This is a genomic window from Shewanella sp. ECSMB14102 (assembly GCF_000813075.1).
Taxonomy (GTDB): Bacteria; Pseudomonadota; Gammaproteobacteria; order Enterobacterales; family Shewanellaceae; genus Shewanella; species Shewanella indica.
On record NZ_JWGX01000013.1, the window covers coordinates 57,895 to 72,118 of the forward strand.

The 14,224-nt window shown below is 53.4% G+C and carries 10 protein-coding genes; 2 read left to right on the forward strand and 8 right to left on the reverse strand.

Going from position 1 to position 14,224, the window contains the following annotated elements; all coding sequences use genetic code 11:
* The first annotated feature begins 2 nt into the window (after positions 1–2).
* Positions 3–419 (forward strand): YbaY family lipoprotein, encoded by a 417-nt coding sequence (locus RC73_RS05710; RefSeq protein ID WP_039033749.1) that lies wholly within the window; start codon positions 3–5, stop codon positions 417–419.
* Positions 420–669: 250 nt separating this feature from the next.
* On the opposite strand, the gene RC73_RS05715 is transcribed toward RC73_RS05710, so the two are convergent.
* The 8 genes from RC73_RS05715 to dauA all read right to left on the reverse strand — a co-directional run bounded on the left by RC73_RS05715 (position 670) and on the right by dauA (position 11,910).
* Positions 670–2,979: a toxin-antitoxin system YwqK family antitoxin gene (locus RC73_RS05715; RefSeq protein ID WP_039033750.1), complete on the reverse strand. Its 2,310-nt coding sequence runs from the start codon at positions 2,977–2,979 to the stop codon at positions 670–672.
* A 55-nt stretch (positions 2,980–3,034) separates the two neighbouring features.
* Positions 3,035–4,255: a sensor domain-containing diguanylate cyclase gene (locus RC73_RS05720; RefSeq protein WP_039033751.1), complete on the reverse strand. Its 1,221-nt coding sequence runs from the start codon at positions 4,253–4,255 to the stop codon at positions 3,035–3,037.
* 68 nt (positions 4,256–4,323) lie between these two features.
* Positions 4,324–5,403 (reverse strand): 5-(carboxyamino)imidazole ribonucleotide synthase, encoded by a 1,080-nt coding sequence (gene purK, locus RC73_RS05725; protein WP_039033752.1) that lies wholly within the window; start codon positions 5,401–5,403, stop codon positions 4,324–4,326.
* A 1-nt stretch (position 5,404) separates the two neighbouring features.
* A complete protein-coding gene (gene purE / locus RC73_RS05730; protein ID WP_025010942.1) occupies positions 5,405–5,896 on the reverse strand; it encodes a 5-(carboxyamino)imidazole ribonucleotide mutase in 492 nt (163 codons plus the stop codon).
* 241 nt (positions 5,897–6,137) lie between these two features.
* Positions 6,138–7,304: a PQQ-dependent sugar dehydrogenase gene (locus RC73_RS05735; protein ID WP_082014258.1), complete on the reverse strand. Its 1,167-nt coding sequence runs from the start codon at positions 7,302–7,304 to the stop codon at positions 6,138–6,140.
* A gap of 98 nt (positions 7,305–7,402) precedes the next feature.
* Positions 7,403–8,794 carry an SPFH domain-containing protein gene (locus RC73_RS05740; RefSeq protein WP_039033753.1) on the reverse strand — a complete coding sequence of 464 codons (1,392 nt, stop codon included), beginning with the start codon at positions 8,792–8,794 and terminating at the stop codon, positions 7,403–7,405.
* A gap of 10 nt (positions 8,795–8,804) precedes the next feature.
* Positions 8,805–9,890 carry an alpha/beta hydrolase gene (locus RC73_RS05745; protein ID WP_039033754.1) on the reverse strand — a complete coding sequence of 362 codons (1,086 nt, stop codon included), beginning with the start codon at positions 9,888–9,890 and terminating at the stop codon, positions 8,805–8,807.
* 232 nt (positions 9,891–10,122) lie between these two features.
* Complete coding sequence (gene dauA / locus RC73_RS05750; protein WP_039033755.1) at positions 10,123–11,910, reverse strand: C4-dicarboxylic acid transporter DauA; 1,788 nt, start codon at positions 11,908–11,910, stop codon at positions 10,123–10,125.
* Between the two features lie 322 nt (positions 11,911–12,232).
* Here dauA and RC73_RS05755 point away from each other — a divergent pair, with 322 nt between their 5' ends.
* Complete coding sequence (locus RC73_RS05755) at positions 12,233–14,203, forward strand: vWA domain-containing protein (RefSeq protein ID WP_052248017.1); 1,971 nt, start codon at positions 12,233–12,235, stop codon at positions 14,201–14,203.
* The last annotated feature ends 21 nt before the right edge of the window (positions 14,204–14,224 follow it).

Consider the following 14,224-nt stretch of genomic DNA (forward strand, 5'->3'; position numbering starts at 1 on the left):
AGATGATTAAGTATTTGAAAGGACTGGTAATTGCTGCTGGAATAGTGTTTCTAGGCGGCTGTGTCACTGTTGACCCCAAAGCTCCTGTTATCGTCAACGGGGCCGCTGGTTACTTGGAAAGAGTGGCTTTGCCTCAAGGTTCCAGTATCACCATTGCCATCATAGATTTGGACACCCCCGGGGTAATCGTGGCACAAAAGAGCTTTGATATCGCCAGGGCGCCGGTGCCGTTCAAGTTTATTTTACCGACTGAAACCCTTGAGTCCGATGTCAACTATGGTGTGGTCGCCATGATCCAGTATCAGGGAAGGGTGATTTTCCAAACCTATGACAGATATCCGGTGATCAACAATGACAAGTTCACCACCGAAGTGTTGATGAAGGCGGTGCCAATACCTCAGTTGGAACAACAACCTTGATTATTTGATATTGGCGCGAGGATCCCTCTGTCGCGTGATGCCGTTTACTTTTGTAAGCGGCATTTTTATGGTTACTGATGAGGCCGGCTGGGGAAGGGGCTGTTTATTTCGGTAACCTGATATTAGCCGCTGCTATCAGGCTGGCTTACGACTCTAGCCTTGGCGACTTGTCTATTGAACCCATTTTCTCGCCAATAGATGCTGCCAAAATTCACAATCCTCAACTCTAGTCGCGAAACCGGGGGGGAGATTAACCATGGTGTTCAGTCTTTATCAGCTTGCCGAACTGATCGTAGAAGTTCCAGTCACCTGATTCGCGATTGCTGATATAGCTGCCTTCGGTACGCTTCTCACCATTGGTCCAGAAGGTCTGCCACAGCCCCTCTTTTCTGTCCCTGAGGAAGGTGCCTTTCTCGGCCAGCTTGCCGTTGTTGTGGAAGTAACTGGCTTCACCCTCTTTCTGGCCCTTGAGCCACTGTTCATGGCTCTGTGGTTTGCCATTTTGGAAGTACTGGCTCAGTTTGCCATCGAGTTTTCCCTGCCAGTAGTTGGCCTGCAGTTTCAACTGGCCGTTACTGTAGTACTGCTCAGACTTGCCGTGCAGTACATCGTCCTTGAACTCTTGACTGGCGGCGAGCATGCCATCTTCAAACCAGCTTTGCCACTGGCCGCTTTTGGCCCCTTTTAACAACTCGCCGGCCAGTTTCTGTTGCCCATTGTCGACATAGTACTCGCTGTAGTTGCCGCTCTTGTCGCCATTGGCATAGGTTTCCTTGCGATAAAGGATGCCCTTGAAGCTGTAATGCTCGCGTGCGCCATGCAACTTACCCTGCTGCCACTGGCTCTTGATCCTGACATTGCCTTCTGGGATGGTGCCGAAGGTGGGATCGTCCTCTTCGTAGCGGTAGTCTATCCAGCTACCTGTCTTCTTATTGTCCAGGTACTCCCCCGTAACCCGGCGGCGGCCATGATAATACTCGGCATATTGGCCATTGAGTTTGCCTTTGACAAAGGTCTGCTCCCGGCTCTTGACCCCTTCGCGATACTGAATCCAGAGCCCGTCCTTGTCGCCGTTGAGATATGCGCCTTCCTCATTGGGATCGCCGTTGGCGTACCAGCGCTTGAAGGCACCATCGAGCGGATAACGATAATCCTTGGCGGCCTTGTGTTTGGCATAGTGGGCTAACTCCCTGGGCTTGCCATTGTCGTAGAAGCTCTCATACTTGCCGACCCATTTACCGTCTATGACTTCGCCCTGTTCTTGCACTGTGCCATCTTCAAAGTAGCGGATGGACTTTCCGGTTTGCTTATCATGCTGATATTGCACCAGGCTGCGTTTTTCCCCGTTCGGGAAGTAACGGATAAAGTCGCCGTGACGTTTTCCCTGTTGCCATTGGCTGGACTCTTGCAAAACGCCGGCGCTGAAACGTTGATATAAGCCATCCAGCAGGCCCATGGTGAACTGGGACTTTTCCAGGGGTTTGCCGTCGATATCGAAACGTTCATACTTGCCATGGCGGGGATATTGACCGTTGTCGCTCAATTGGCTGTCGTGGAAGGTTTCCAGCTCGGCCAACTGGCCATTGGGATGAAAACGTTTCTGTATACCGGTTTGCAGGCCATTTTTGTAATGCTGCTCTATGACCAGCTTGCCTTCACTGTTGAAGTACTCCTGGTGGCCATCTTTTTCGCCGTCACTGAAGAGTTCATTGCCCAGCAGCACGCCTTTATTGTCGAAGGTTTGGCATGGGCCCTGGCGTTTACCCGCGCGGTAAGCACATTTGACCGCCAGTTCACCGCCGGGGTGATATTTCAGGCTTTCGCCGTCCCGTTCTCCGGCGCTGAAACGGGTTTCGCTCTCTTTACTGCCATCATCAAAAAAGCTCTGCCAGACGCCCTGACGTTGGCCATTGGCATCGAATTTGCCCTTGATCTTGATGACGCCCTGGTTGTTTTGCTCCAGATACTCGCCAAAGAGTTGGTTGTTGGCATATTGCTGACTTTGTGCCAGGGTGCCATTTTCATAGAAGCTCTGCCACTGACCATGGCGCAGGTTATCGGTATAGGTTTCGCTGGCCTTGAGTTTACCGCTGGCGTAGAAGCGCTTGACCAGCTGTTTATTGCCGCTGCGGTAGAATACGCTTTCATTGAGGCGGCCATTGCTGTCAAAGGTTTGCCATTCCCCTTCGGGTACGCCCTTGTTGAACACCTGTAATTCGGTCATCTGGCCGCTGAGGTCATACATGCGCCAGCTGCCATTCTGATAACCCTGGAAATACTGGCCCTCAATCAATTTGGCATTGTTGGGGTGAAATACCTGCCAGCGGCCATTGGGCAATCCTTGAGAGAAAGTCGCTTGGGTATAACCTTGGTTATCGCGAATGATGGAGATCTCACCATTGAGGGGCATGCCACTGGCCAGATTGTAATAATGAGGGATACCATCCTGCTGCCGGACTTCCACCATTAAGGAAGAGAGGTTTTGTGCCGCTTGTGCCTGTTGCAGCAAAGTCGATGTGCTCACGACCAACATTGTCATGATGGTGAGATGTTTATGCATAGCTTCTCCTTGTTACCGACTTCTGTAACCCCGTCATTGGGATCCGGTTCTTTACTTATTTGAGCTCACTCTTGCGGGCTTTTTTATATTGGTACATCTGGTTGTCTGCCAACCTGAGACTCTGCTCCACATCGCCATTGAAAGGTGCGATGCCAGCGCTGAAATACACGGCAACCTTATCGGTGGTCAGCTTGGTCTCGACTTGCCGTAAGCGTTCTCTGAGCCAAGTTTCACTGCCGTAGCTGAGCAGCACAAACTCATCGCCGCCAAAGCGGCTCACCAGCGCCGGTGTCGGAAAAGCGAGTTTCAGCTCGGTTGCCAAACGTTTGAGTGCAAAGTCACCGGCACCATGCCCCAGACTATCATTGATTTTTTTCAGGTTATCCATATCCAGCAGCACCAGCATGCTTTCTATGTTGTTTTTGGGCTGCCACTTCTGGGTTTGCTCTTCAAAATACTTGCGATTGGCGAGCCCCGTCAGGCTGTCAAAGTTGGCCAATTGGTGGATCTGACGGGACTTTTGGTACAGGGCGATGGCATTGGCGGCTTCATGGGTCAAAATAGCCACCAGATCCCTGTCATAGCTGCTGAAGCTGGCAACTAATGAACTGTCGAGATTGAGCATGGCATAGAGTTTGCCATCTATATGGAGTGGGCTTGAAAGCGTCGCGCTAATGGGAGGGGCGGCTGCGTTTAACAATAATGTTTGAGCTTCAGGACTCAGACCACTCTGGGCGTTGAGTTTGCGCATATCGTTGACTACAACTACCCGGTCGCAGCGGCCATTGGTCAACCTGTATGCGAAAGACTGCTCCAGGGTCATATTCAGCCGTTGCAATTTGGTCATATCCAGCCCAACAGCCGATTCAAAGTGCAGCTTATTACTGCCGGGTTTCACCAGTATGATAGAGCCCATTTCGGCGCCATCTATCATGGCGACTGCTTTACCCAGTAGGGCATTGAGGAAGGCGTGTTCGGTTTCGTATTGGCTGGAAAGATGCACCAACTCGAAGGTGGCTTCGTTGATACCCAGCACCTGTTCCAGGTGTCGCCACAGCCGGCCCAGGCGCCCTTGGTGGACAAAGTAGCCCAAACTATAGGCCATGAAATAGATGACAGAAACCCCAACCCACTGCAGCCAGGGAAGTTCTCCGGCTGGACTGGTGACCCAAAATAATAAGGCTATCAGTAGCAGCGGCAGTAACATAAGCAGCAGATGATAACGCAGATCCAATGTGTCTATCTTCTGCTTTTTGAGTCCGTTCTGATCCAACAAATCCTGAAAGCCCTAAAGTTATGCCTTGAACAGTCGTAAAAGGCGGGCAACCCTTGCCCGCCCGTTTTTCAGTCAAACTCTGCCTGTATCCATGAGAGTGGTGCCTGATACTGAGTCGGCATCCACTGCTTAAGCTGGCTGATGCTGTTTGCCAGCGCGTTTTTATCCAGTACCGACAAGTTCAGGTGGCCTACCTTACGGCCGGGGCGCACCTCTTTGTCGTACCAGAATAGCTCGGCATTGGCCAGGCTCAGCCAACGGTCGTCCTTATCTATGCCTATCAGGTTGACCATTACACACTGGAAGTTAACCTGAGGCGTCATCAGTGGCAATTCGCACAGGGCCCGCAGGTGCAGCTGGAACTGATCCATATGAGTGCCTGCCTGAGTCCAGTGCCCTGAGTTGTGCACTCTTGGCGCCAGCTCATTGACCAGCAGGTGATCGCCCACCCGGAAACACTCCATCGCCATCACCCCAACATACTCCAGCTCATGCATTATACTGCTGAGCATAGTTTCGGCCTCGGCCTGCAATGGTTGCAACCGGGCCAAGGGGGCTATCGATGCCATCAGAATGCCATCTTGATGCAAATTGAGCGTTAAGGGATAAAAGAAGCACTCGCCGCTGCGGCTGCGAACCCCAACCAGAGACACTTCTTCATCGAAGGGGATCGCCTGCTCGGCAATCGCCTCATTACGCCAATCGGCTGGGATAGTGCTCGACTCGACCTGTTTCAGCCAGTGTTGTCCCTTGCCATCATAGCCGCCGGTGCGGCGTTTCAGTAGAACTCTTTCACCATATTTGTGATAAAGATCATTAACTTGGGTGTTTTCGTCCAGCAGTTCCCAAGGCGCAGTGGCCACCTTGAGCTGATCCAGCAGGGATTTTTGGGTGTATCTGTCGGCGAGGCGGCCAAATACCGGACCATTGATGAAATGACAGTGCTGCGATAATTGCAGGCTCAGGGGTGACTCGGGCCACTGCTCACGTTCGGCAGTAATAATATCTGTGTCTGTCAGCGGCAACTTTTCATCGCTTGGCGCCATGATATCCACCGGGCGGACATCTATCGCCAGCGGTTGGCCGGCATGACGCAACATGGCACCCAGTTGGCCATCGCCCAGTACCCAAACTCTCTTGTCAGCCATCTCAGTCTTCCCTCGGATCCGGATTATCCAGTACCGCGCGGGTCTGAGCTTCGCGGAAGGCTTCGAGGCGCTCGGCCAGTTGCGAGTCCTGAGTTGCCAGCATCTGGCAGGCCAGCAGGCCGGCATTGAATGCCCCGGCTGTCCCTATGGCCAGCGTTCCTACGGCAATCCCCTTGGGCATCTGCACTATCGACAACAGACTGTCCATGCCGCTGAGAGCCTTGCTTTGTACCGGCACGCCCAGTACAGGCAAGCGGGTTTTGGAAGCTATCATACCCGGCAGGTGAGCGGCGCCGCCGGCACCGCCTATGATGACCTTGTATCCTTTGTCTGCTGCTGATGCGGCAAATTCCATCAACTTGTCTGGGGTTCTATGGGCCGAAACCACTTCGACATGGTAGGGCACCTTGAGAGAATCCATGATCTCTGCGGCCGCTTCCATGGTGGGCCAATCACTCTTGGAACCCATTACAACAGCAACGAGGGCTTGCATGATAACTCCTTAACTACTGATTTTATTTATAATATTTTGCCTGTTTCCAGGTCGGGTACAGTAACGGACGGTGCAAACCAGTTCCATGCGTGCTCTGCGTGGGCTTACAGGCCTTGATAAAAGGCGTGGTTCGCAACGTCCTTAACCCGGCGTTGTTCCCAAGGCCGGGCGATAATGGCTGCAGATAATATCATGACAGGACGGCGCGCGCTGCCCTTGAACACTGTGTTTCGGACAAAAATCAGCCCGAATAAAAGATGCGATAGAGGCGGCCTTGGGCATCATCGGCTACCAGCAAGGAACCATCCGGTAACTGCAGTACATCGGCGGGGCGTCCGGATACGGTTTCGCCCTTGAGCCAGCCTTCGGCAAACACCTGAGGTTCACCGGCCTTGCCCTGTTTTATCGGCACGAAACGCACTCGATATCCCACCTTGCTGGACCGGTTCCAGGAGCCGTGCTCGGCAATAAAAATGCCGCCGTGATAGGCCCTGGGGAAGCTGTCGCCGCGATAGAAGGTCATCCCCAGCGCTGCTACATGGGCGCCCAGCTTGACTTCAGGTGGGCTGAAATCGGCAAGCTGCTTCCCTTTGCCGAATTCAGGATCCAGGGTATCCCCTTGATGAACGTAGGGATAACCAAAATGCTGGCCGCGCTGACTCAAATGATTGAGCTCATCGGCTGGCATATCGTCTCCCATCATGTCGCGGCCATTATCGGTAAACCACAGCTGGCCACTGATAGGGTCGAAGTCGAAACCGACACTGTTGCGCACACCGGCGGCTTCGAGCCTCGGTTGTTTGCTTTGGAGATCCAGGCTGATTATTTTGCTGTAGTCGCTGCCGGCATCACAGATATTGCAAGGTGCGCCTATGGGTATATACAGGCGGCCGTCGGCGGCAAACTTGAGGTATTTCCAGCCGTGATGCTTATCTGTGGGTAAGTCATCATAAAAGATTCGGTAGCTCGGGGAAGCATTCTGACTCAGCTGCTGCTCGATATTATCGAAGGCGAGAATTTGGCTCACGGCACCTACATAGAGAGTCTGGTCCCGAAAAGCCAGCCCGGAAGGCATATTGAGCCCGGAGGCGATCACTTTAACCCTGTCATGGCGGCCATCGGCATCTGTATCTATTGCGGCATAGACTTTACCTTCGCCGCGACTGCCGATAAAGAGTGTGCCCTGGCTGCCAAGCGCCATCTGGCGGGCATTGGCGACATTATCCAGATAGACTTCTATCTTAAAGCCCTGGGGCAGGCGGATATCCTTCAGTACCGATGGCGCTGAATTTTCAGCCAGTGCAGAGCCACTCACGGTAGCTGTCAACAAAGCTGCCGTCGAGAGAGCTGCTGCAAGCGAGATAGCGCGGCGCTGCGGGCGCAGTGAAACGGATGAGTGCTTAGACATAAGGCCTCCTTGCGGTTGGGCATATCAGTATGACCTGAAATGAAGGCGAATAAAAAGGGAGGCTAAGCCTCCCTTCAATTTACCTTCTAGCCAGCCTGTTATTTGGCGGATGCTTTACTGCCAAGGGTGGTGCTTTTTTCCATCAGTCCCAACGCCGACAAGCCGGTGATCACGTCCAGATTGGAGGTCATGCCGTTGCCGCCACTGCCGTTGATATAGTTCTTCGGCATATCCACCTTGAAGTTGGGCAGGTTCTGATACAGGGCGTTGGCTACATCCCGATTCAGCTCGGCCAGATACACTTTCTCATGAGCACCCAATGCCTTGTATTTCGCCGCCAGTACGTCGGCTTCGGCTATCCCTTTTTCACGGATCGCCTTGGCCTCAAACATGGCCGAGGCCGAGTTGGCTTTCTGGATCTCCAGGTTGGCCTGGGCGATTTCCAGCTCCTTGGCCTTGCTCAGGGTAGCGATATCTTTCTTCTTGCGTTCTTCCACCAGTTCACGCTCGGCGATTTGCCGCGCCACTTCAACCTCTTTTTGCTGGGCAATAACCGCCAGCTCCTTGGCACGCTGGGCATCCTGTACTTCGCGGGTACGCTGGATCTCTTTGCGCAGCTGCTCCGTCTTGGCCTGGGCCTTGGAGGTTTCCTGCTCTTGAATGGTACGGATCCGTTCGGCAACCAGTTTTTTCTTGTCGGTCAATAGCTTGTCCAGTTGATCTTCCGGCTTGGGATCGCCGATAGTGACCTGGGTGACCGTGATTCCATAATGTTTTAGCGGGTTATCCTGACGTACCGGATTACCGCTCTTGTCGGTAATAGGCACTGTCTTCCACACCAATTGCTTGGTGGCTTGCAGCTTGTTGGAATCTTCCTGATCGAAGCCCACCGGCACCAGATCCACCTGCTCGACTTCAACCTGGCGTCGCTCAGTGGTATAGATACCGTTGCTGAGCTGATCCGACAGTTGTGCCTTGAACTGATTGAGGCCGCCCTGGAAAAACTCCTCGCCGGTATATTGGGTTGAGGTGATCACAGTGACGTTGCGGGCGTTTTTGATCAACATGGTGTCAATCAGGTTGTCGTTGGAGCGAAACTCCCGATGCATGGTCTTGAGCTGCTCGGGATCATAAGACAGCTTAAAGCGGAAAGTGGCCGGTACCTGGCCTGTGTAGGTATCGGCAAAACGTACCTGCAGCGCCGGCAGACGTTGGTAGAATACCTCGCCCTGGTTGTTGCCAAAGGAGACGGTAACGACCTGATCATAGCGGGTTATTTTCGACAGAAACGGCATGCGAAAGTGGATGCCGGGCTCGGTGAACACATCCAAAGAGCCGGTAACATTGTTCTGATGCACATAGGTGTAACCGGCATCTGTCATCAATACTGAGCTTTGGGCAATACCCAGGGCCGCCAATATGCCCACCCCTATCAGAATGCGCTTGGGGGTAAAATAGGATTTAAAACCTGAGGTACTTTTCAGTTCCATCTAATCTTCCTTAATTGAGTTCCAATACGAAATTGACATAATCCGGGTATTTCTGCTGCCAGGCATCATCAAAGAAATGTCCGCCCTGATGCGGTTTGAGCTGCAGTTGATTATCCGGGCTAAAAAATTGTTCCAGCTGTTTATCCAGCGCCAGATTACTGCTGTGTTCCTGTTCGCCGTATGAGATGACCAGTCGCTTACCGGCGGGGGCCGAAGTTTTGAGCTCGGTTTGCATGCCGCCTGCAGACAATAGCAGGGCGCCGACATAATCATTCGGGTGTTTGGCCAGCAGGTGAGCGCTGTGAAGGGCACCCTGGGAAAAGCCCATCAGTGCTACTTTCTGCTTGTTGACAGGGCTGGTCTTTGCCGCCAGGGCTAAAGCCTGCTGCACCGCCCGGTGACTGGACTCGGTTTCGGTTCTGGCCCAGCGGAAGCTGTGCTCATTGAGCTTTTCCGTGCCGTTGATGCCGATAAATATTGCCCGTTCACTCGTCAGCAGTTCGGCCATATGGGTGCTGTTGCTGCCTTCTGTGCCATAGCCGGATAACCAGACCAGCACAGGCCAGCCACCTTCAGGGGCTGTCCCATGAGGGTGGTGGATATAAGCTGTACCGGCATCTTTTGCATGCTGAGGATAACGACGTTTAACCTTTTCCAGCACGGCGCGGTACTCATCCGAGTCTCTGATGGCGTTAAGTTCTTCGTCTTCCTCAAGCATTATCTTTTGCCACAGGCCGCGGCTGTCGGCCAGTTGCAGCATTTCGATAGCCTGGTCTTTAAGTTCCAGCATTGCCAGAGTACCGGCGGCTTGATAGGGCGCCCAGATATTGCTGCTATCGCGTTCTGTGGCCATTAGGTAATAGGCGAGGGCACCGGCGTAGTTGTTGTAGCGGCTTTTTTCATTATCTCCTTGGGCGATGAAGTCTTCCGCGTTGGCTTGACTCAGATACAGGTTGGCTATCGGGCTAAGTGTTTGCCAGCGGATCTCCGCTTCTGTTTTATCCTCATTAGCCTGCGCCAGTTGGCTCAGGCTGAATAGTCCCAGCCCGGCAACCAGCTTTAACAGGTTACAGAGCTTTGTTTGTTTTGCTTGCATTCCCAGTCCTTTGCAATGTACGGCGGCAAATCAATATTGCGCCTTTTTTATCCTGTGCTTTTTAATCAACGCCCTTTTTATCAGCGCGCATACTAGCAGATTGGCTTAAGTGGGGGGGATAGCCAATCTCTTACAATTGTGTCAGTAGTTTGCGATGGTTATTACTTTGGCGGGATAAGCGAGCGCCCGGATAAGACCGGGCGCGTGAAGGTATAATCAATGCTCAATAGTGCTATTGTGCCGGTTTGATATGGGCGGCTTCTGCGCTAGTTTGACCATCTATGCTGAGCGGCACCTGTTCTTCAATTAGCTCTCTCAAAGTGGGATAGAACTTGAGCACACCTTCGATAGGCTGAACCTTGGCCTTGGCCAGGGTCCGGATTGGCTGGAATTGCAGATCGGCGACCAGCAAACGGGTATCGTTACTTTGGCATTTGCGTATCAGCTTGTTCAACGCCGCCATACCACCGGCATCGAGAATGGACACCCCATCCATATAGAGCACGATTGTCTGTTTATCCTGAGTCATCTGCGCGATTTCAGCAAAGATGCGCTCCGCCGCGGCAAAAAACAGTGGGCCATTAATCTTAAGTACTACCCAATCGTCCGGTAGTGGCCGGTCAATATAACGTTTATTGTGGCTGATATCGTAGAGGCGGGTCATCTCGGCGATCTCTTTCATAAACAGCAGGGCCGCCAGCATGATCCCGAAAGAGATGGCGATCACCATGTCGAACGCTACCGTCAGGAAAAAGCAGCTTAAAAATACCCAGATATCGCTGCGCGGCGCGGTTTTCAGCAGTTGCCAGGCCTTGGGAGCTTCGCTCATGTTCCAGGCTACAACCAGCAATAAGGCCGCCATGGCCGCCATCGGCAGGAAGGACAGTAAGCCGGCCAGCGCCACCAGCCCCAGGAGTACTACCAGGGAGTGGATAATCGCCGATACCGGGCTAAAGGCACCGGCCTTGACGTTGGCCGCGCTGCGGGCGATGGCAGCTGTAGCCGTGATACCGCCAAAGAAAGGGGCCACTATATTACCTATCCCCTGACCAAGCAGCTCACTGTTGGCGCTGTGACGCTTACCTGTCATGCCATCGAGCACTACGGCGCACAGCAGGGATTCGATGGCGCCCAACATGGCGATGGCAAAGGCGGCTGGGGCCAGGGCTTTTACCATCTGCCAGGAAAGCCCCAGAGGTTCACCATCCGGCCCGGGCTGCAACCAAGGCCACTCAAAGTTTGGCAGGAAGGGGGGAATACCATTGCCCTGGCTGCCGTCGGGCAGCAGATAATGGAAGCGGCTGCCTATGGTTTCTACCTCTTGCCCAAAGCTGCCGAGCAGCAGTGCCAGTAGACTGCCGATAATGATGGCCGGCAGATGCGCCGGTACCGGCAATTTCAGTTTTGGCCACAACAGCATCACAGCCAGAGTGACCAATGCGACCACTAAGCTGGGAAAATCGGTTTGTGGCAGTGCCAGTACCAGTACCTGCAGCTTTTCACCAAACTGCTCCGGCATGCTGTCTATCGGGAGGCCGAAGAAGTCTTTCAGCTGTAGAACTGCAATGACTACCCCTATCCCGGCGGTAAAGCCCAGCGTCACCGACTGGGGAATATATTGGATCAGGCGACCAAGGCGCAGCAGCGCCATGGCTATCAGAATCCCCCCTGACATCATCCCCGCCATCAACAGACCGGCGAGGCCAAACTCCTGAGCTATGGGATAAAGCAGCACCACAAAGGCCGCGGTTGGGCCAGAGATTGAGTAGCGTGAGCCGCCGGTAAGGGCGATGATAAAGCCGCCTATGATAGCGGTATAGAGACCATATTGAGGGGCAACACCACTGGCTATAGCCAAAGCCATAGCCAATGGAATGGCGATGATCCCCACTGTGACCCCGGCCATCAGATCCTGGCCAAAGTGTTTACCACTATAGCCTTCCTTGGCGATGACTTCACGCAGGGCATGGCCTAGGCGCAAAGAAAAAAGTTGGGTTCTGAAATTGCTTATGTGAGGCACGTCGACAGGGCTCCAGAAAATCGAACCGGCTTGTGGCCGGAAAAAAAGAGCCGTTATTTTAGGCTTCTGTAAACCCGCCTTGTGTGACGTGTGGCTCAAAAGCTAAATTTTAAGCTTTTTTTTGGGGTAAAAGTGTGTTTGGTCGAAAGCAATTCTGTTTTTCACGTTTGCTCTTCTCTTTTTATCTGCCTTGGTCGCTTGGCGTTTCTTAGCCATCATTCACCAGTGCTTTGGCTTATTTGCAAGATTTATTGTGGGTTCGATAACCCTTTTGCTTCTGCTGCCCGTTTGCAATAACAACAGCCGAATAAGGAGAAATGTTATGAAGGCGACAATGTTGCCTGGCAAATGCAAGGTGAGTACCAAAGGGAAGATGGGGATAAATCAAAGCGCCGCCATTGCCGGGCGCCAATATCATCTTAGCCTGTTGGCCATTCTAGTTGGCAGTTTGTGGCTGACTGCCTGTCAGCCACAGCAGTCCCATGAACTACCCAAGGTAGCCAATCAAGCGAGCGAGGCTCAGTCCTCTGAGGTTGAAACTACTGTGCTGCCAAGCAAAGACCCCGGGCGGGATATCGCGAATGCTATAACCCATGCGCAAGCTCAGAAGTTAGCCGTCAGCGGCGCTGCATCGTCACGGACTTTGTACCAGCCGAGTGTCCAGCCAAGAAGTTTGAGCGTGCCTGCTGAATTGACTCTGGCGGATGTGAATTATCCCAGCGCCACTGTGCTTGCCAATGGCTCGGAGGTGTATATCGCCAACGGCATCATGGTGGCGGGCGAAACACCGTTATCGACCTTTTCCGTCGATGTGGACAGTGGCAGTTACAGCCTGATGCGGCGCAGTATCAACCTGGGAGCATTGCCAGCCAAGGGCACAGTGAGAGTTGAGGAATTGATTAACTATTTCGACTACAACTACCCACAGCCGGACAAAGGCGAGCCTTTCTCCATCAGTACTGAGCTGGCACCGTCGCCTTACAATGAAGGCAAGATGTTGCTGCGTATCGGGCTTAAGGGTTATGAAGTGCCTGCCAGTCAGATAGGCGCCGCCAACCTGGTGTTCTTAATGGATGTTTCCGGCTCCATGTCATCGCAGGACAAGTTGCCGCTGCTGAAATCGGCCATCAAAATGCTCAGCGATACGCTCACCTCACAGGACAAGGTGTCGATAGTTGTCTATGCCGGTGAGGCCGGCGTCGTACTGGACGGTATCAATGGTGCCGATAAAGAGAGCCTAGACGCCGCTTTGGCTGAGCTTAAGGCCGCCGGCGGCACCAATGGCGGCGAAGGCATCCAAACAGCTTACCGTTTGGCCCGCAAGCACTTTATCAGTGGCGGGGTAAATCGGGTTCTGCTGGCCACCGATGGCGACTTCAATGTGGGTCTGACCAGCAGGCTGGAGCTGCTGGCACTGGTTGAACAACAAAAGCAGCAGGGGATTGGCCTGACGACTCTGGGGTTTGGCCTAGGCAACTACCGCGACAGTATGTTGGAGCAGTTGGCGGATAAGGGTAATGGCCAATACGCTTATATCGATACCTTGAGCGAGGCCCGTAAAATTCTGGTGGAGCAGCGTAGCGGTACCCTGCTGACCATAGCGTCGGATGTCAAAGTGCAGCTCGAGTTCAACCCGGCGCTGGTGGCCGAGTATCGCCTCATCGGCTATGAAAACCGCGCCCTCAAGCGGGAGGATTTCAACAACGATAAGGTCGACGCCGCCGAAATGGGCGCCGGACATGCGGTGACGGCCCTATATGAGCTCAGCCTTACGGATTCACATAACCTGGCCAACGATGCATTGCGCTATGGTCGCGACCCTGTCAGCGGCAAGGAAAAATACAGCCGTGAAGAGCTTGGCTATCTGAAACTGCGAGCCAAACCGCCCTTGAGTGACAGTAGCAAAGACAGTAAGAGCCAGCTTTATACTCACGGCATTCGCCTGGATTCTGCCCACAAGTCGCTTGCGCTCGCCAGTGATGATCTGCGTTTCGCCGCGGCGGTAGCCGGGCTTGGGCAACTGCTTAACGGCTCAGTGTATCTGCATGACTTTGACTGGCGCCGGGTCGCCGAGCTTGCCGATTCGGCCAAGGGCGAAGACCCATACGGTTATCGACATGAGTTTGTCAGCCTGGCTCGCAGCGCCGCGCTGTTGGCCGGGCAAGGCGCGCTTAAGCCCGGACGCAAAGTCGTGGCAGATAAAACCAGAGCCGAACCTATGTCCGAACCTATGTTTGAACCTATGCCGGCCGACGGATTTAAACCACTGGAACAGGGGCGTAGGCAAAACTGAGATCCAGAGTCGCGCCAGCGG